Source organism: Burkholderia stagnalis, assembly GCF_902830275.1.
GTDB lineage: Bacteria > Pseudomonadota > Gammaproteobacteria > Burkholderiales > Burkholderiaceae > Burkholderia > Burkholderia stagnalis.
Map to the genome: position 1 here is coordinate 85080 of NZ_CADESW010000014.1, position 16824 is coordinate 101903.

Consider the following 16824-nt stretch of genomic DNA (forward strand, 5'->3'; position numbering starts at 1 on the left):
GTCAATATTATGAAGAAACTGTTCCTGATCCCCGTTTTCGCAGCGCTGTTCTCGTTCGGCGGCGCGGCCCACGCGGAAGTCGACCAGTCGAATCCGCAGGCACTGATCAAGAGCGCGACGCAGCAGGTGCTCGACGAAGTCAAGCAGCAGACGATCAAGCAGGGCGACACGAACCGCATCATCACGATCGTCAACAAGGACATCCTGCCGTACACGGATTTCCGCCGCACGACCCAGCTCGCGATGGGCCGCCACTGGCGCGCCGCCACGCCGGCGCAGCAGCAGCAGGTGCAGGAGCAGTTCAAGCTGCTGCTGATCCGCACGTACTCGGGCGCGCTCGCGCAGCTGAAGCCGGACCAGCAGATCCAGTACCCGCCGTTCCGCGCGAGCCCGGAAGACACCGACGTCGTGGTCAAGACGGTCGCGATGAACAACGGCCAGCCGGTGCAGATCGACTACCGCCTGTACAAGACGCAGCAGGGCTGGAAGGTGTATGACCTGAACGTGCTCGGCGCGTGGCTGATCCAGACCTACCAGCAGCAGTTCAACGAGAAGATCCAGCAAAGCGGCGTGGACGGCCTGATCCAGTTCCTGTCGCAGCGCAACCAGGAGCTTGCCGCCGGCAAGCAGGCATCGTGAGCGGCTTCGCGGCCGGCTCGTCGCTGACCCACGCGAGCGCGAAGGCCGCGCTCGCGACGGGGCTCGCGCAGATCGGCGCGGGCGCCACCGCCGTCGATTGCGCGGGGCTCGCGCAGTTCGACTCGTCCGCGCTCGCCGTGCTGCTCGCATGGCAACGCGCCGCGCAAGCGCGCGGCACCCCCCTCGCGATCCTCAATCTCCCTCCGAAGCTCGCCAGCCTCGCGCAGGCATACGGCGTCGACGCGCTCATCAACGGGCGACATTGACGCTGTTCCACTGAAAGCCGGGCCCGGCAGGGCCCCGGCTGTCCGGATGGCCGGATGCCCCGCCTGGGGCCGTCCCCTCCTGCCGGTTTGCCCTATAATCAAGCGTTTTGCGGGGCTGCCGATCGTTGTCGGGCCCCCTTTTTCTTTCGCAGCACGCACAGAATAAGCGTCGCGGCCCTTGCGGCGCGCTCAGTCATGTCAGCCATAGAAATCCGTCACGTCAAGAAGCGCTACAAATCGCTTCAGGCGCTCAAGGGCGTCAGCCTGTCGGTCGAGGACGGCGAGTTTTTCGGTTTGCTCGGCCCGAACGGCGCAGGCAAGACCACGCTCATCAGCATCCTCGCCGGGCTTGCCCGCGCCGACGAAGGCAGCATCTCGGTGCGCGGCCATGACGTCGTCAAGGACTTCCGGGGCGCGCGCCGCGCGCTCGGCGTCGTCCCGCAGGAGCTCGTGTTCGATCCGTTCTTCAGCGTGCGCGAGACGCTGCGCATCCAGTCCGGCTACTTCGGGCTGCGCCGCAACGACGACTGGATCGACGAGGTGATGGCCAATCTCGACCTGACCGAGAAGGCCGACGCGAACATGCGCGCGCTGTCGGGCGGGATGAAGCGCCGCGTGCTGGTCGCGCAGGCGCTCGTGCACCGGCCGCCCGTGATCGTGCTCGACGAGCCGACCGCCGGCGTCGACGTCGAGCTGCGCCAGACGCTGTGGAAATTCATCTCGCGCCTGAACCGCGAAGGTCACACGATCGTGCTGACCACCCACTACCTCGAGGAAGCCGAGTCGCTGTGCGACCGCATCGCGATGCTGCGCCGCGGCGAAGTGGTCGCGCTCGACCGCACCGACGCGCTGCTGCAGCGCTTCGCGGGCCTGCAGCTCTACCTGCGGCTCGCGCAGGGCGCGCTGCCGCACGAGCTGCGCGCGCTCGAGAGCGACCCGGCGGCCCGTTCGCCGGGCGAGCACCTGCTGCGGCTCGCGAACTACGACGAGGTCGAGCGGATTCTCGCGCAGTGCCGCGCTGCGGGCTGCACGTTCGACGAGATCGAGGTCCGCAAGGCCGACCTCGAGGATGTGTTCGTCCAGGTGATGAACGGAGCCGGGGTGCTCGAGGGGCTGGCATGAGCGGTTTTCAGACGCTGTTCTACAAGGAAATCCTGCGTTTCTGGAAGGTGTCGTTCCAGACGGTGCTCGCGCCCGTCGTCACGGCGCTGCTGTACCTGACGATCTTCGGCCACGCGCTGACGGGCCGCGTCGAGGTGTATCCGGGCGTCGAGTACGTGAGCTTCCTGGTGCCGGGCCTCGTGATGATGAGCGTGCTGCAGAACGCGTTCGCGAACAGCTCGTCGTCGCTGATCCAGTCGAAGATCACCGGCAACCTCGTGTTCATGCTGCTGCCGCCGCTGTCGTACGCCGACATCTACGGCGCCTACGTGCTCGCGGCGGTGGTGCGTGGGCTCGCGGTGGGCACCGGCGTGTTCGTCGTGACGATCTGGTTCATCCCGATGCATTTCGCCGCGCCCGCGTTCATCCTGCTGTTCGCGCTGTTCGGCTCGGCGATCCTCGGCACGCTCGGCCTGATCGCCGGGATCTGGGCCGAGAAGTTCGACCAGCTCGCCGCGTTCCAGAACTTCCTGATCATGCCGCTGACGTTCCTGTCCGGCGTGTTCTACTCGACGCATTCGCTGCCGCCCGTGTGGCGCGAAATCTCGCGTCTCAACCCGTTTTTCTACATGATCGACGGCTTTCGCTACGGGTTCTTCGGCGCGTCCGACATCAACCCGCTCGCGAGCCTCGCGATCGTCGCCGGTTTCTTCGTGCTGCTCGCGCTGTTGGCGATGCGGCTGCTCGCGACCGGCTACAAACTGCGTCATTGATATGAATCCCGCCCCGCTCGCGGCGCGCGCCGTCCCGCAAGGGCGGGCGGCGAAGCCGGGAGCGGCCCGGCGCGTACCGACAGGAGCATCACATGTTGCCGACTCCCGAGCAGGTCAAGCAATACATCGCGGGCGGGCTCGCCTGCACCCATCTGGAAGTCGAGGGCGACGGCCAGCACTTCTTCGCGACGATCGTGTCGTCCGCCTTCGAGGGCAAGCGGCCGATCCAGCGGCACCAGCTCGTCTATGCGGCGCTCGGCGATCGCATGAAGCAGGAAATCCACGCGCTCAGCATGAAGACGCTGACGCCCGCCGAATGGCAGAACGCATAACCGGAACCACTGAGTGCAAGTCACCGTCAACGAGCGCGACGCCGTCGAGAGCGTCGCCACGGCACACCCGGCCGGCAATCGGGATACGCAAGGGCATGGGATGGACAAGCTCGTGATCGAAGGCGGCCGACGGCTGTCGGGCGAGATCGTCGTGTCGGGCGCGAAGAACGCGGCGCTGCCGATTCTGTGCGCGGGCCTGCTCACGGCCGATCCGGTTCACCTCGAGAACGTGCCGAACCTGCAGGACGTGCGCACCACGCTGAAGGTGCTGAACCAGATGGGCGTGAAGAGCGCGGCCGACGGCGGCCACGTGCAGCTCGACGCGTCGCGCGTCGACAACCTCGTCGCGCCGTACGAGCTCGTGAAGACGATGCGCGCGTCGATCCTCGTGCTCGGGCCGCTGCTCGCGCGCTTCGGCGAAGCGAAGGTGTCGCTGCCGGGCGGCTGCGCGATCGGTGCGCGCCCGGTCGACCAGCACATCAAGGGCCTGCAGGCGATGGGCGCCGAGATCAGCATCGAGCACGGCTTCATCGAGGCGCGCGCGAAGCGGCTGAAGGGCGCGCGCATCGTCACCGACATGATCACGGTGACGGGCACGGAGAACCTGCTGATGGCGGCGACGCTCGCCGACGGCGAGACGGTGATCGAGAACGCCGCGCGCGAGCCGGAAGTGAGCGATCTCGCGCACCTGCTGGTGGCAATGGGCGCGAAGATCGACGGGATCGGCACCGACCGCCTCGTGATCCAGGGCGTCGAGCGGCTGCATGGCGCGCGTCATTCGGTGATCCCCGACCGCATCGAGGCCGGCACGTTCCTGTGCGCGGTCGCGGCGGCGGGCGGCGACGTGACGCTGACGGGCATGCGCCCGCACATCCTCGACGCGGTGATCGACAAGCTGCGCGAGGCCGGCGTGACGGTCGAGGAAGGCGACGCCTGGCTGCGCGTGAAGATGGACCGCCGGCCGTCCGCGGTGACGATCCGCACGTCCGAATACCCGGCGTTCCCGACCGACATGCAGGCGCAGTTCATGGCGCTGAACGCGGTCGCGGCGGGCACTGCGCAAGTCGTCGAGACGATCTTCGAGAACCGCTTCATGCACGTGCAGGAGCTGAACCGGCTCGGCGCGAACATCACCATCGACGGGAACACCGCGCTCGTGACGGGCGTCGACAAGCTGTCCGGCGCGAAGGTGATGGCGACCGACCTGCGCGCATCCGCGAGCCTCGTGATCGCCGGCCTGCGCGCCGAAGGCGAGACGCTCGTCGACCGCATCTATCACCTGGACCGGGGTTACGACCGGATGGAAGCCAAACTGACCGCCGTCGGCGCGAACGTGCGCCGCCTCTCCGGGAGCCACGCATGAGCGCGCCGCTGACCCTTGCCCTGTCGAAGGGGCGGATTTTCGAGGAAACCCTGCCGCTGCTCGCCGCCGCCGGCGTGCAGGTGGCCGAGGATCCGGAAACGTCGCGCAAGCTGATCCTGCCGACGACGGACCCGAACCTGCGCGTGATCATCGTGCGCGCGAGCGACGTGCCGACCTATGTCGAATACGGCGCGGCCGATTTCGGCGTGGCCGGCAAGGACGTGCTGATCGAGCACGGCGGCTCGGGCCTGTACCAGCCGATCGACCTGAACATCGCGCGCTGCCGGCTGTCGGTCGCCGTGCCGGCCGGCTTCGACTACGCGAACGCGGTGCGCCAGGGCGCGCGGCTGCGCGTCGCGACGAAGTACGTCGAGGCGGCACGCGAACACTTCGCCGCGAAGGGCGTGCACGTCGACCTGATCAAGCTGTACGGCTCGATGGAGCTGGCGCCGCTCGTCGGCCTGGCCGACGCGATCGTCGACCTCGTCAGCTCGGGCGGCACGCTCCGGGCGAACAATCTGGTCGAGGTCGAGGAGATCATGCAGATCTCGTCGCGCCTCGTCGTGAACCAGGCTGCGCTGAAGCTCAAGCGCGCGGCGCTCAAGCCGATCCTCGACGCGTTCGAACGCGCGTCGCAGAATGGCGCGTGAGCGCATCACCGTAACGGGACTCCCATGGCCATCACCATCCGCAAACTCGATTCGACGAGCGAAGGCTTCCACGCCGCGCTGCGCGCCGTGCTCGCGTTCGAGGCGAGCGAAGACGACGCGATCGAGCGCTCGGTCGCCGAGATCCTCGCCGACGTGAAGACGCGCGGCGACGCCGCGGTGCTCGAGTACACGAACCGTTTCGACCGCCTGAGCGCCGACAGCGTCGCCGCGCTGGAGCTGCCGCAGGAAGCGCTGCAGGAAGCGCTCGACGGCCTCGAGCCGAAGGCGCGCGCGGCGCTGGAAGCGGCCGCGGCGCGTGTGCGCGCGTACCACGAGAAGCAGAAGATCGAGTGCGGCACCCATAGCTGGCAGTACACGGAGGCGGACGGCACGGTGCTCGGCCAGAAGGTCACGCCGCTCGACCGCGTCGGCCTGTACGTGCCGGGCGGCAAGGCCGCGTATCCGTCGTCGGTGCTGATGAACGCGATTCCGGCGCGCGTCGCGGGCGTCGGCGAGATCGTGATGGTCGTGCCGACCCCGGACGGCGTGAAGAACGACCTCGTGCTCGCCGCGGCGCTGCTCGGCGGCGTCGATCGCGTGTTCACGATCGGCGGCGCGCAGGCGGTGGCCGCGCTCGCGTACGGCACCGCGACCGTGCCGCCGGTCGACAAGATCTGCGGCCCGGGCAATGCGTATGTCGCGTCGGCGAAGCGCCGCGTGTTCGGCACGGTCGGCATCGACATGATCGCCGGGCCGTCGGAAATCCTGGTGCTGTGCGACGGCACGACCGATCCGAACTGGGTCGCGATGGACCTGTTCTCGCAGGCCGAGCACGACGAGCTCGCGCAGTCGATCCTGCTGTGCCCGGACGCGTCGTTCCTCGAGCGCGTCGAGAAGGCGATCGACGAGCTGCTGCCGACGATGCCGCGCGAGGCCGTGATCCGCGCGTCGCTCGAAGGCCGCGGCGCGCTGATCAAGGTGCGCGACATGGCCGAGGCGTGCCGGATCGCGAACGACATCGCGCCGGAGCACCTCGAGATCTCCGCGCTCGAGCCGCAGCAGTGGGGCCAGCAGATCCGCCATGCGGGCGCGATCTTCCTCGGCCGCTACACGAGCGAGAGCCTCGGCGACTACTGCGCGGGCCCGAACCACGTGCTGCCGACGTCGCGCACCGCGCGCTTCTCGTCGCCGCTCGGCGTGTACGACTTCATCAAGCGCTCGAGCCTGATCGAGGTCAGCGCCGAAGGCGCGCAGACGCTCGGCGAGATCGCGTCCGAGCTCGCGTACGGCGAAGGGCTGCAGGCGCACGCGAAGAGCGCCGAATACCGGATGAAGGGGACGAACGACCGCCAGAACTGAGCGTTCGGTTCGACGCGGGAGACGAAGGGCAGGGCGGCAGCCGCCGCCTTGCCGGCCAATTGACGCCGGCGCGACGCACGCCGGCTTGCACACCATGACGACGCCACAAGAGATCATTCGCCGCGACGTGCTCGCGATGACGAGCTACCCGGTGCCCGACGCGAGCGGGTTCGTGAAGCTCGACGCGATGGAGAACCCGTATCCGCTGCCCGAGCCGCTCGCGGCGGCCCTCGGCGAGCGGCTCGCGCAGGTCGCGCTGAACCGCTATCCGGCGCCGCGCCCCGCCGCGCTGCTCGACAAGCTGCGCCGCGCGATGGGCGTGCCGGCCGCGTGCGACGTGCTGCTCGGCAACGGCTCCGACGAGATCATCAGCATCATGTCGATCGCGTGCGCGAAGCCGGGCGCGAAGGTGCTCGCGCCGGTGCCGGGCTTCGTGATGTACGAGATGTCGGCGAAATTCGCGCAGCTCGAGTTCGTCGGCGTGCCGCTCGCGGCCGACCTGACGCTCGACGTCGACGCGATGCTCGCGGCGATCGCCGAGCATCGCCCGGCGATCGTCTACCTCGCATACCCGAACAACCCGACCGGCACGCTGTACGACGTCGCGGGCATCGAGCGGATCATCGCCGCCGCGCGGCACAGCCTGATCGTGATCGACGAGGCCTACCAGCCGTTCGCCGGGCACTCGTGGCTGCCGCGCGCCGCCGAGTTCGACAACGTCGTCGTGATGCGCACGGTGTCGAAGCTCGGCCTCGCGGGCATCCGTCTCGGCTACCTGGTCGGGCTGCCGGCGTGGCTCGCCGAGTTCGACAAGGTGCGCCCGCCGTACAACATCAACGTGCTGACCCAGGCGAGCGCCGATTTCCTGCTCGACCACCTCGACGTGCTCGACGCGCAGGCGGCCGAGCTGCGCGCCGAACGCGCGCGCCTCGCGCAGGCGGTGGCCGCGCTGCCCGGCGCGACGGTGTTCCCGAGCGCCGGCAATTTCCTGCTGGTGCGCGTGCCCGACGCGGCGGCCGTGTTCGACGCGCTGCTCACCGAGCGGGTGCTGGTCAAAAACGTGAGTAAAATGCACCCATTGCTGGCCGAATGCGTGCGGCTGACCGTCGGTTCTCCCGATGAAAACGTCCGCCTGCTGGCCGCATTGAAACTCGCGCTGCCCGGCAAGGCCTGAGGGCGCGGCGGCGCGAAACGATCAATCCCCATTTACATCGACTCAGTCAAGGAATTGCCATGCGTGTGGCGGAAGTCGTTCGCAATACCAGCGAAACGCAGATCCGTGTGAAGCTCAACCTCGACGGCACGGGCCAGCAGAAGCTGGCCACCGGCGTGCCGTTCCTCGACCACATGCTCGACCAGATCGCCCGACACGGCCTGTTCGATCTCGACGTCGAGGCGCACGGCGACACGCATATCGACGACCATCATACGGTCGAGGACGTCGGCATCACGCTCGGCCAGGCGGTCGCGAAGGCGATCGGCGACAAGAAGGGCATCCGCCGCTACGGCCATTCGTACGTGCCGCTCGACGAGGCGCTGTCGCGCGTCGTGATCGACTTCTCGGGCCGGCCGGGCCTCGAATTCCACGTGCCGTTCACGCGCGCGCGGATCGGCACGTTCGACGTCGACCTGTCGATCGAATTCTTCCGCGGCTTCGTGAACCACGCGGGCGTCACGCTGCACGTCGACAACCTGCGCGGGATCAACGCGCACCACCAGCTCGAGACGGTGTTCAAGGCCTTCGGCCGCGCGCTGCGGATGGCGGTGGAGCTCGACGAACGCGCGGCGGGGCAGATTCCGTCGACCAAGGGCAGCCTTTGACCTTCTGACCGGACGCACGCACAGGACAACCTCACGGCTTCGGCGCGTCGCGCCGGCTTGCGATGGATCTGCTCAAATCGTTCATTTCGCTGCTCGCGCTGATCAACCCGGTCGGCGCGGTGCCGTTCTTCCTGAGCCTGACGGCGCAGCAGACGGACGACGAGCGGCGCCGCACGATCCGGATCGCGTCGGTGTCGGTGTTCTGCGTGATCACGGTGACGACGCTGCTCGGGCAGCAGATCATCGACTTCTTCGGCATCTCGGTCGGCTCGCTGGAAGTGGGCGGCGGGATCATCATGCTGCTGATGGCGATCAGCATGCTGAACGCGCAGGCCGGCAACACGCGTTCGACGCCGGAGGAGCGCCATGAAGCCGAGCAGAAGGACAACATCGCGGTGGTGCCGCTCGCGATCCCGCTGCTGACGGGCCCCGGCTCGATCAGCACGGTGATCATCTATGCGGCGAATTCGCGTCACTGGTATGAGCGGGCCGGGCTCGTCGCGATCGGCGCGGCGCTCGCCTGCCTGTGTTTCGTCGCGATGCGGCTCGCCGAGCCGATCGCGAACTGGATCGGCCGCACCGGCATCAACATCGCCACGCGGCTGATGGGTCTGATGCTGTCGGCGCTGGCGGTGGAATTCATCGTCAACGGACTGAGGGCGCTTTTGCCTGCACTGAGATGAAAACTTCGATTGCGATTGTGGATTATGGGATGGGCAACCTGCGCTCGGTCGCGCAGGCGCTCAAGCAGGCCGAACCGGCCGCCGACGTGGCGATCGTCGACACGCCGGCCGCGATCCGCGCGGCCGACCGCGTCGTGCTGCCCGGCCAGGGCGCGATGCCGGACTGCATGCGCTGCCTCGGCGAGTCGGGCCTGCAGGAGGCGGTGCTCGAGGCGTCGCGCACGAAGCCGCTGCTCGGCGTGTGCGTCGGCGAGCAGATGCTGTTCGACTGGAGCGCCGAGGGCGACACGAAAGGCCTCGGCCTGCTGCCCGGCAAGGTGGTGCGCTTCGCGCTCGACGGCCAGCTGCAGGACGACGGCTCGCGCTTCAAGGTGCCGCAGATGGGCTGGAACCGCGTGCGCCAGTCGCAGCCGCACCCGCTGTGGGACGGCGTGCCGGACGATGCCTACTTCTACTTCGTGCACAGCTATTACGTGAGCCCGGCCAACCCGGCGCACACGGTCGGCGAAACGGTCTACGGTGCGCCGTTTACGTCCGCGGTCGCGCGGGACAATCTCTTCGCGACCCAATTTCACCCGGAGAAAAGTGCGGAAGTCGGGTTGCGTCTGTATCGCAACTTCGTACACTGGAAACCGTAAACGTGGTGCGCGAACCACAGTCGGCGGGCGCGAAACGCCCGCCGCACGGGGCTCGCGTGCCTAAGCGCCGAACGAGTTGTACTAAACTAGCGAGACGACGCGGCACCGGATGGGCTGGTGCGCGCCCGACTCTTTTCTTTCTCCCAGACGACAACCGATTGCTATGTTGCTGATTCCGGCCATCGATCTCAAAGACGGTCAGTGTGTGCGCCTCAAACAGGGCGATATGGACCAGGCCACGATTTTCTCCGAGGATCCCGCGGCGATGGCCCGCAAGTGGGTTGATCTCGGCGCCCGTCGGCTGCATCTGGTCGACCTGAACGGCGCGTTCGCCGGCAAGCCGAAGAACCTCGAGGCGATCGAGGCGATCCTCGACGAAGTCGGCGACGAGATCCCCGTGCAGCTCGGCGGCGGCATCCGCAGCCTCGAGACGATCGAGAAGTATCTCGACGCCGGCCTGTCGTACGTGATCATCGGCACGGCGGCCGTGAAGGACCCGGGCTTCCTGCAGGACGCGTGTACCGCGTTCGCGGGCAACATCATCGTCGGCCTCGACGCGAAGGACGGCAAGGTCGCGACCGACGGCTGGAGCAAGCTGACGGGCCACGAAGTGATCGACCTCGCGCAGAAGTTCGAGGACTACGGCGTCGAATCGATCGTCTATACCGACATCGGCCGCGACGGCATGCTGCAGGGGATCAACATCGAGGCGACCGTGAAGCTCGCGCAGGCGGTCGGCATTCCGGTGATCGCGAGCGGCGGCCTGTCGAACCTCGACGACATCGAGAAGCTCTGCGAAGTGGAAGGCGACGGCGTCGAAGGCGTGATCTGCGGCCGCGCGATCTACTCCGGCGACCTCGATTTCGCGGCCGCGCAGAAACGCGCGGACGAACTGAACGGCGAGCTCGACAACGCCTGACCCGGACGGCGTTCCTCGCCCTGGCCGCCCGCCCGCCGGGCGGCTTCAACCGCGGCACTTAGTGCAACATCATGGCTCTAGCTAAACGCATCATCCCCTGCCTGGACGTGACTGCCGGGCGCGTCGTCAAGGGCGTCAACTTCGTCGAACTGCGCGACGCCGGCGATCCGGTCGAGATCGCACGCCGCTACGACGAGCAGGGCGCCGACGAACTGACGTTCCTCGACATCACCGCGACGTCCGACCAGCGCGACCTGATCCTGCCGATCATCGAGGCGGTCGCGTCGCAGGTCTTCATCCCGCTGACGGTCGGCGGCGGCGTGCGCGCCGTCGAGGACGTGCGGCGCCTGCTGAACGCGGGCGCGGACAAGGTCAGCATGAACTCGTCCGCGGTTGCGAACCCGCAGCTCGTGCGCGACGCGGCCGACAAGTACGGCTCGCAGTGCATCGTGGTCGCGATCGACGCGAAGCGCGTATCCGCCGACGGCGAAGCGCCGCGCTGGGAAGTGTTCACGCACGGCGGCCGCAAGGGCACCGGGCTCGACGCGATCGAATGGGCGCGCAGGATGGCCGAGCTCGGCGCGGGCGAGATCCTGCTGACGAGCATGGACCGCGACGGCACGAAATCGGGCTTCGACCTTGCGCTCACGCGCGGCGTGTCGGACGCGGTGCCGGTGCCGGTGATCGCGTCGGGCGGCGTCGGCTCGCTGCAGCACCTGGCCGACGGCATCAAGGAAGGGCGCGCCGACGCCGTGCTCGCGGCGAGCATCTTCCACTACGGCGAACACACGGTCGGCGAGGCGAAGCGCTTCATGGCCGGCCAGGGCATTCCGGTGAGGTTGTGATGGGTACCGACAACGCAGCAATGCCGGCGTGGCTCGACAAGGTCCGCTGGGACGACAACGGCCTGGTGCCGGTGATCGCGCAGGAAGCGTCGACGAACGACGTGCTGATGTTCGCGTGGATGAACCGCGAGGCGCTGGCGAAGACGATCGAGACGCAGCGCGCGGTCTACTATTCGCGCTCGCGCAAGCGCCTGTGGTTCAAGGGCGAGGAGTCGGGCCACGTGCAGCACGTGCACGAGGTGCGCCTCGACTGCGACGAGGACGTCGTCCTGCTGAAGGTCGAGCAGGTGTCGGGCATCGCGTGCCACACTGGCCGGCATTCGTGCTTCTTCCAGAAATTCGAAGGCACCGCGGACAGCGGCGACTGGGTCGCGGTCGAGCCGGTGCTGAAAGATCCCGAACATATCTACAAATGACGCAAACCACCGAAGACACGCTGCTGCGCCTCGCTGCCGTGATCGACAGCCGCAAGGGCGGCGATCCCGATCAATCGTACGTATCGCGCCTGTTTCACAAGGGCGACGACGCGGTGCTGAAGAAGATCGGCGAGGAAGCGACCGAAGTCGTGCTCGCCGCGAAGGACGTGCGCCAGGGCGGCGCGCCGACCGCGCTGGTCGGCGAGGTGGCCGACCTGTGGTTCCATTGCCTCGTGATGCTGTCCCATTTCGACCTGAGCCCGGCCGACGTGATCGCCGAGCTCGAGCGCCGCGAAGGGCTGTCGGGCATCGAGGAAAAAGCGCTGCGCAAGCGCCGCGAGCGCGAAGAGAACGGCGGCTGATGCGAGCCATCGCACGGCGCCGCTGTAAGAATTGTCATCGAACGGGGGTAGCATCATGACCGATACGCCAGAGCAGTTGCCGACGCAGTCGTTCCAGAGTGCCGCGGACAGCGAGCGGCTGAGCGGGCTGCGCACGCTGACCCACGTGCTGTACGGCCTCTATGCGCTGCATTGGCTGACGGGCGGCATCACGGGCCTGATCGCGATCATCATCAACTACGTGAAGCGCGGCGACGTGGCCGGCACGCCGTACGCCGACCATTTCGAGTGGCAGATCCGCACGTTCTGGCGCGCGCTGATCGCATACGTGATCGGCTTCGCGCTCGCGTTCGTGTTCATCGGCTTCGTGGTGATGTTTGCGACGTGGGTCTGGACGCTGTACCGTATCATCAAGGGTTGGCTGTACCTGAACGACAACAAGGCGCTCGATCCGCAGGCGTGGTTCTGATCACCGCCACGGCGAGCCCTCCAGGAGCAACATGAGTCACGATCCGAATTGCCTGTTCTGCAAGATCGCGGCAGGCGAGATCCCCAGCACGAAGGTGCATGAGGACGATGAATTCGTCGCGTTCCGCGACATCCGCCCGGCGGCCGAGACGCACGTGCTCGTGATTCCGCGCAAGCACCTGCCGACGCTGTCGGCGGCCGGCGCCGAAGACGCGCCGCTGCTCGGCCGGATGATGGTGCTCGTCGCGCGCCTGGCCGACGAGCTCGGCGTGGCGTATACGGGCGGCGAGACCGGTTTTCGCACGGTGATCAATACGGGCCCCGGCGGCGGACAGGAGGTGTACCACCTGCACGCGCATATTCTCGCGGGCCCGCGTCCCTGGCACCGGATGGGTTGACGGCGCGGGGCTGGCCCCGTATCGATAGTCGATGCCGGCATAGCGCCGGCGATTTGCGCCGCAAGCGGCGTGGTTGAGGAGAGTTTCATCATGGGTGGATTGAGCATTTGGCACTGGCTGATCGTGCTGCTGATCGTCGCGCTGGTTTTCGGTACGAAGAAGCTGCGCAACATCGGCAACGACCTGGGCAGCGCCGTGAAGGGTTTCAAGGACGGCATGAAGGACGGCGAAGCGCCGTCCGCCGACGCGCAGCAGCTGCCGCGCTCGGGCTCGGTCGACGTCAACGCGAAGGAAACGACGCGTTCCGATTCGAACAAGGCGTGACGCCGGCACGCTGACGGGCATTCTCCATGCTGGATCTCGGTCTGACGAAGATGGCGCTGATCGGCGTCGTCGCGCTCGTGGTGCTCGGCCCCGAGCGCCTGCCGCGTGTCGCACGCACGGCGGGCGCGCTGTTCGGTCGCGCGCAGCGCTACATCAACGACGTGAAGGCCGAGGTCTCGCGCGAGATCGAGCTCGACGCGCTGCGCACGATGAAAAGTGATTTCGAGACGGCTGCGCGCAACGTCGAAACCACGATTCACGACAACCTGCGCGAGCACGAGAGCGACCTGAACGCCGCGTGGAATTCGGCGGTCGGCGGCACGTCCGATACGGCCAGCGGCACGCCGGGCACCGACGATACGCCTGCCGCGCCGTCGTGGCGCGGCGGCAGCGCCGCGTTCGCGCCGAAGCGCCGCAACTGGCGCGTCAAGCAGACGGCGGCGCCCGTCTGGTACAAGCGCGCCACCACGCGCCGCACGCATGTGCAATCCGGCGCCGCGCGCGTCGCGCGTCACCAGCCGGCGAGCCTGCGCCGGCCGGCGCGCTTCTTCTGAGCCGAGCGCATGCTCGCTCGTCAATCCAACCGAGGGCCGGTGTGAGCGACCCCCAGCACAAACCGGACGAAGGCCCGGAAGAAACCTTCATCTCCCATCTCGTCGAGCTTCGTGACCGCATCATCCGTGCGGGGCTGGCCGTGATCGTCGTGTTCCTCGGGCTCGTCTACTGGGCGCCGGACATCTTCCGGCTGCTCGCGCGCCCGCTGATGGAGAACCTGCCGAAGGGCGGCAAGATGATCGTCACCGACGTCACCGGCTCGTTCTTCGTGCCGATGAAGGTGACGATGCTCGTCGCGCTCGTGATCGCGCTGCCGATCGTGCTGTACCAGATCTGGGCGTTCGTCGCGCCGGGGCTGTACCAGCACGAGAAGCGGCTCGTGCTGCCGCTGGTCGGCAGCAGCTATTTCCTGTTCTTGTGCGGGATGGCGTTCGCGTACTTCTTCGTGTTTCCGACCATCTTCCGCGTGATGGCGCACTACAACGCACCGCTCGGCGCGGAGATGTCGACCGATATCGACAATTACCTGAGCTTCGTGCTCGGGATGTTCATCGCGTTCGGGGTGACCTTCGAAGTGCCGATCGTGGTCGTGCTGCTCGTCCGGATGGGCGTGCTGACCGTGCAGAAGCTCAAGGAGATCCGGCCGTACGTGATCGTCGGCGCGTTCGTCGTCGCGGCCGTGGTGACGCCGCCGGACGTGTTTTCGCAGCTGATGCTCGCGGTGCCGCTCGTCGTGCTGTACGAGGCCGGGATCATCGCGGCACGGTTCGTCGTGCCGAAGCAGCGGGCAGCGGAACCGGAGAACGGCGAGGCGACGAGCTGAAGGCGGCGCGGCGACGTCCGCACCCGCATCCGCTCCAAAAGACGAAGGGCAGCCGACGGCTGCCCTTTTTTGTTGCCCGAGGAACGCTCCCCGCTGCCGGCGGCGACGCCACCGGCCGTGTCATTCCGAATCGCTGTCCTGCTCGTCGAGCGCCTGCTTCGGCGGCGGCGGGCGCTTGCCGATCGTGACGTTCACGTCGAACTCCTTGCCCTTGCGCACGACGTGCACCTTGGCGGTCGCGCCCGGCTTGATCTGCGCGACGACGTTGAGCAGCTTCGTGGTGTCGGTGATCTCGTCGCCGTTCACCGATACGAGGATGTCGCCGGGCCGGATGCCGGCCTTGTCGGCCGGGCCGCCCTGCAGCACGCCTGCGACGATCGCGCCCGATTTCTGTTGCAGCCCGAACGACTCGGCGATTTCCGGCGTGACGTCCTGCGGCTCGACGCCGATCCAGCCGCGCGTGACCGAGCCGGTGGTGATGATGCTCTCGAGCACCGTGCGCGCGGTCGACACGGGAATCGCGAAGCCGATGCCGAGCGAGCCGCCCGAGCGCGAGTAGATCGCCGTGTTGATGCCGAGCAGGTTGCCGTTCACGTCGACGAGCGCGCCGCCGGAGTTGCCGGGGTTGATCGGCGCGTCGGTCTGGATGAAGTTCTCGAACGTGTTGATGCCGAGGTGGTTGCGGCCGAGCGCGCTGATGATCCCCATCGTCACCGTCTGGCCGACGCCGAACGGGTTGCCGATCGCGAGCACGACGTCGCCGACGCGCGACTGGTCGGAGCGGCCGAGCGTGATGGTCGGCAGGTCGGTCATGTTGATCTTCAGCACCGCGAGATCCGTCTCCGGATCGCTGCCGATCACCTTCGCGGTGGCCGTGCGGCCGTCGGCGAGCGCGACCTCGATCTGGTCGGCACCGTCCACGACGTGCTGGTTCGTTAGAATGTAACCTTCCGGGCTCACGATAACGCCCGAGCCGAGGTTGGCCGCCGGCTCGTCCTGCTGCTTGCGGGCGTTGCGGTCGCCGAAGAAATAGCGGAACAGCGGATCCTTCGCGCGCGGGTCGTGCGGCAGCGAGCCGTCCTTGCTGGAGAACACGTTGACGACGGCCGGCATCGCCTTCTGCGCGGCGTCGGCATACGAGGTGGTCGCAGGCGCGCCGCCGATGCCGGGTGCGACTTCGCGCAGCGCGACGATCGGCGTGGCGAGCTGCTTGCCGAGCTGTCCTTGCCGTTGCAGCCATTGCGGCTTGAGCGTCACGACGATGAACATCAGCGCGAGCAGCACCGTGACTGCCTGCGCGAAGAACAGCCAGAAGCGTCTAAGCATCTGAATGGACTAGAGGTTTATATGGATCGGATCGAACTTGAATTGTACTTGAACAATACCCTCGAAACCGCGCGCTTCAAGGACTATTGCCCGAACGGACTGCAAGTCGAAGGCCGTCGCAAGGTCGAGAAGATCGCGACCGGCGTGACTGCGTCGCTGGCCTTCCTCGAGGCGGCGCTCGAATGGGGGGCGGATGCCGTGCTCGTGCATCACGGCTACTTCTGGCGCAACGAGGCGCCGCAGATCACCGGCCGCAAGTACCAGCGCCTGAAGCTGCTGCTGGCGAACGACCTGAACCTGTTCGCGTTCCACCTGCCGCTCGATGCGCATCCCGAGTTCGGCAACAACGCGCAGCTCGGCGCGAAGCTCGGGCTGATCGGCGAGTCGCGCTTCGGCGACAACGAGCTCGGCTGGATGGCCACGCTGCCGATGCCGGTGACGCTCGAGCATTTCGTTGCCAAGGTCGAACGCACGCTCGGCCGCACGCCGCTCGTGCTCGGTGATCCGGACCAGCAACTGCGCCGCATCGGCTGGTGCACGGGCGCCGCGCAGAGCTATTTCGACGCGGCGATCGACGCGGGCGTCGACGTGTTCCTGACCGGCGAGGTGTCGGAGCCGGTCACGCATGCGGCCGCGGAAAGCGGCGTCGCGTTCGTTGCGGCAGGGCACCATGCGACCGAGCGCTACGGAATCCAGGCACTTGGCGCGCATTTGTCCGAGCATTTCGACCTGGAACACCTGTTTATCGACATCCACAATCCGGTGTGAACGGCCGCTTTGCGGC

The 16824-nt window shown here is 67.4% G+C and carries 23 protein-coding genes; 22 read left to right on the top strand and 1 reads right to left on the bottom strand.

The genetic code is table 11. The features are described 5' to 3' along the window. The first annotated feature begins 9 nt into the window (after nt 1-9). The 21 genes from HWY45_RS23185 to tatC all read left to right on the top strand — a co-directional run bounded on the left by HWY45_RS23185 (nt 10) and on the right by tatC (nt 14714). A complete protein-coding gene (locus tag HWY45_RS23185) occupies nt 10-639 on the top strand; it encodes an MlaC/ttg2D family ABC transporter substrate-binding protein (protein WP_059558374.1) in 630 nt (209 codons plus the stop codon). Further along, nucleotides 636-905: an STAS domain-containing protein gene (locus HWY45_RS23190; RefSeq protein WP_059558376.1), complete on the top strand. Its 270-nt coding sequence runs from the start codon at nt 636-638 to the stop codon at nt 903-905. The genes HWY45_RS23185 and HWY45_RS23190 overlap by 4 nt, the downstream gene beginning before the upstream one ends. Before the next feature lie 195 nt (nt 906-1100). Continuing rightward, on the top strand, nt 1101-2027 hold the full coding sequence (locus tag HWY45_RS23195) for an ABC transporter ATP-binding protein (RefSeq protein WP_059883723.1): 927 nt from the start codon (nt 1101-1103) through the stop codon (nt 2025-2027). Next, the gene (locus tag HWY45_RS23200; RefSeq protein WP_059883722.1) at nt 2024-2779 is read left to right on the top strand and encodes an ABC transporter permease; all 756 of its coding nucleotides are present in this window, start codon (nt 2024-2026) and stop codon (nt 2777-2779) included. Before HWY45_RS23195 ends, HWY45_RS23200 begins: the two co-directional genes overlap by 4 nt. 92 nt (nt 2780-2871) lie before the next feature. Continuing rightward, a complete protein-coding gene (locus tag HWY45_RS23205; RefSeq protein ID WP_017333595.1) occupies nt 2872-3111 on the top strand; it encodes a BolA family protein in 240 nt (79 codons plus the stop codon). 13 nt (nt 3112-3124) lie between these two features. After that, nucleotides 3125-4474, top strand: a complete 1350-nt coding sequence (gene murA / locus HWY45_RS23210; RefSeq protein ID WP_059883721.1) for a UDP-N-acetylglucosamine 1-carboxyvinyltransferase — start codon at nt 3125-3127, stop codon at nt 4472-4474. After that, nucleotides 4471-5124 (top strand): ATP phosphoribosyltransferase, encoded by a 654-nt coding sequence (gene hisG, locus HWY45_RS23215; protein WP_059558384.1) that lies wholly within the window; start codon nt 4471-4473, stop codon nt 5122-5124. Before murA ends, hisG begins: the two co-directional genes overlap by 4 nt. 24 nt (nt 5125-5148) lie before the next feature. Beyond that, nucleotides 5149-6483, top strand: coding sequence for a histidinol dehydrogenase (gene hisD, locus HWY45_RS23220; protein WP_059558386.1), 1335 nt, complete (start codon nt 5149-5151; stop codon nt 6481-6483). A gap of 94 nt (nt 6484-6577) precedes the next feature. Then, on the top strand, nt 6578-7657 hold the full coding sequence (gene hisC / locus HWY45_RS23225) for a histidinol-phosphate transaminase (protein WP_059558453.1): 1080 nt from the start codon (nt 6578-6580) through the stop codon (nt 7655-7657). 59 nt (nt 7658-7716) lie between these two features. Then, the gene (gene hisB, locus HWY45_RS23230) at nt 7717-8304 is read left to right on the top strand and encodes an imidazoleglycerol-phosphate dehydratase HisB (RefSeq protein WP_017333600.1); all 588 of its coding nucleotides are present in this window, start codon (nt 7717-7719) and stop codon (nt 8302-8304) included. A gap of 62 nt (nt 8305-8366) precedes the next feature. Then, nucleotides 8367-8987 carry a YchE family NAAT transporter gene (locus tag HWY45_RS23235; protein WP_059558388.1) on the top strand — a complete coding sequence of 207 codons (621 nt, stop codon included), beginning with the start codon at nt 8367-8369 and terminating at the stop codon, nt 8985-8987. Continuing rightward, the gene (hisH, locus tag HWY45_RS23240) at nt 8984-9625 is read left to right on the top strand and encodes an imidazole glycerol phosphate synthase subunit HisH (protein WP_059558391.1); all 642 of its coding nucleotides are present in this window, start codon (nt 8984-8986) and stop codon (nt 9623-9625) included. Before HWY45_RS23235 ends, hisH begins: the two co-directional genes overlap by 4 nt. A gap of 163 nt (nt 9626-9788) precedes the next feature. Further along, entirely contained in the window at nt 9789-10544 is a 756-nt protein-coding gene (gene hisA, locus HWY45_RS23245) for a 1-(5-phosphoribosyl)-5-[(5-phosphoribosylamino)methylideneamino]imidazole-4-carboxamide isomerase (RefSeq protein WP_059558393.1), read from the top strand. Between the two features lie 71 nt (nt 10545-10615). After that, nucleotides 10616-11389 carry an imidazole glycerol phosphate synthase subunit HisF gene (gene hisF / locus HWY45_RS23250; protein WP_026045061.1) on the top strand — a complete coding sequence of 258 codons (774 nt, stop codon included), beginning with the start codon at nt 10616-10618 and terminating at the stop codon, nt 11387-11389. Then, the gene (gene hisI, locus HWY45_RS23255) at nt 11389-11805 is read left to right on the top strand and encodes a phosphoribosyl-AMP cyclohydrolase (protein WP_059558395.1); all 417 of its coding nucleotides are present in this window, start codon (nt 11389-11391) and stop codon (nt 11803-11805) included. The genes hisF and hisI overlap by 1 nt, the downstream gene beginning before the upstream one ends. Beyond that, nucleotides 11802-12167: a phosphoribosyl-ATP diphosphatase gene (locus HWY45_RS23260; RefSeq protein ID WP_017333606.1), complete on the top strand. Its 366-nt coding sequence runs from the start codon at nt 11802-11804 to the stop codon at nt 12165-12167. The genes hisI and HWY45_RS23260 overlap by 4 nt, the downstream gene beginning before the upstream one ends. A gap of 55 nt (nt 12168-12222) precedes the next feature. Continuing rightward, nucleotides 12223-12615 carry a DUF4870 family protein gene (locus HWY45_RS23265; protein ID WP_017333607.1) on the top strand — a complete coding sequence of 131 codons (393 nt, stop codon included), beginning with the start codon at nt 12223-12225 and terminating at the stop codon, nt 12613-12615. A gap of 31 nt (nt 12616-12646) precedes the next feature. Continuing rightward, nucleotides 12647-13012, top strand: a complete 366-nt coding sequence (locus HWY45_RS23270; protein ID WP_017333608.1) for a histidine triad nucleotide-binding protein — start codon at nt 12647-12649, stop codon at nt 13010-13012. A 90-nt stretch (nt 13013-13102) separates the two neighbouring features. Continuing rightward, a complete protein-coding gene (tatA, locus tag HWY45_RS23275) occupies nt 13103-13336 on the top strand; it encodes a Sec-independent protein translocase subunit TatA (protein WP_026045062.1) in 234 nt (77 codons plus the stop codon). 26 nt (nt 13337-13362) lie between these two features. Next, complete coding sequence (tatB, locus tag HWY45_RS23280; protein ID WP_059558400.1) at nt 13363-13890, top strand: Sec-independent protein translocase protein TatB; 528 nt, start codon at nt 13363-13365, stop codon at nt 13888-13890. A gap of 41 nt (nt 13891-13931) precedes the next feature. Continuing rightward, nucleotides 13932-14714 carry a twin-arginine translocase subunit TatC gene (tatC, locus tag HWY45_RS23285; RefSeq protein WP_059558402.1) on the top strand — a complete coding sequence of 261 codons (783 nt, stop codon included), beginning with the start codon at nt 13932-13934 and terminating at the stop codon, nt 14712-14714. Nucleotides 14715-14834: 120 nt separating this feature from the next. On the opposite strand, the gene HWY45_RS23290 is transcribed toward tatC, so the two are convergent. Next, nucleotides 14835-16040 (bottom strand): Do family serine endopeptidase, encoded by a 1206-nt coding sequence (locus HWY45_RS23290; protein ID WP_059558404.1) that lies wholly within the window; start codon nt 16038-16040, stop codon nt 14835-14837. A 21-nt stretch (nt 16041-16061) separates the two neighbouring features. Between HWY45_RS23290 and HWY45_RS23295 the strand changes: the two genes are divergently transcribed. Beyond that, nucleotides 16062-16808, top strand: a complete 747-nt coding sequence (locus tag HWY45_RS23295; protein WP_059558407.1) for a Nif3-like dinuclear metal center hexameric protein — start codon at nt 16062-16064, stop codon at nt 16806-16808. Nucleotides 16809-16824: the final 16 nt, after the last annotated feature.